This window comes from Pseudomonas tremae (assembly GCF_001401155.1).
GTDB lineage: Bacteria > Pseudomonadota > Gammaproteobacteria > Pseudomonadales > Pseudomonadaceae > Aquipseudomonas > Aquipseudomonas tremae.
Window position 1 is genome coordinate 1 of the sequence record NZ_LJRO01000394.1, and the last position, 405, is coordinate 405.

General features: G+C 64.2%; 1 pseudogene. It reads right to left on the reverse strand.

From position 1 onward, the window contains the following. Positions 1-83 precede the first annotated feature (83 nt). A pseudogene (locus tag ALO43_RS29460) lies at positions 84-405 on the reverse strand (type III glutamate--ammonia ligase); the annotation flags it as partial.

Here is a 405-nt window from a genome sequence, read left to right on the forward strand (position 1 = left end):
GCCGTGGAGTAGGTGGCCGGATCATCGTGGAATCAGTGGCCGGATGTTCATGGAATGGGCGGCCGGATTGCCGTGGAATCCGCAGCATCGCGCTTGAACAGGCTGAACTCGGGCTCCAGCCCGGTATTGAGGGTCCAGCCACGCTGGCTGAGGCGTTCGACCTGCTGCTGCAACACATAACGGCTGTCATAGGGCCACGGCTTGCCATCCACATGACCGATGCACACCACCCGCCCATACCCCGGCTACCAGGGCACCGGGGTCAGCGACGACAGGTCGCCCCTGGCCATGAAGTCCGGGCCGTGGGGTTCCATGCCCATGCCGCAGATAGCGAAACCGGCGAACCCGGCACCGTCCTCTGCAACCATTTCCAGGCCCGTCACAGGAACCGACTTGGTCTTGGCC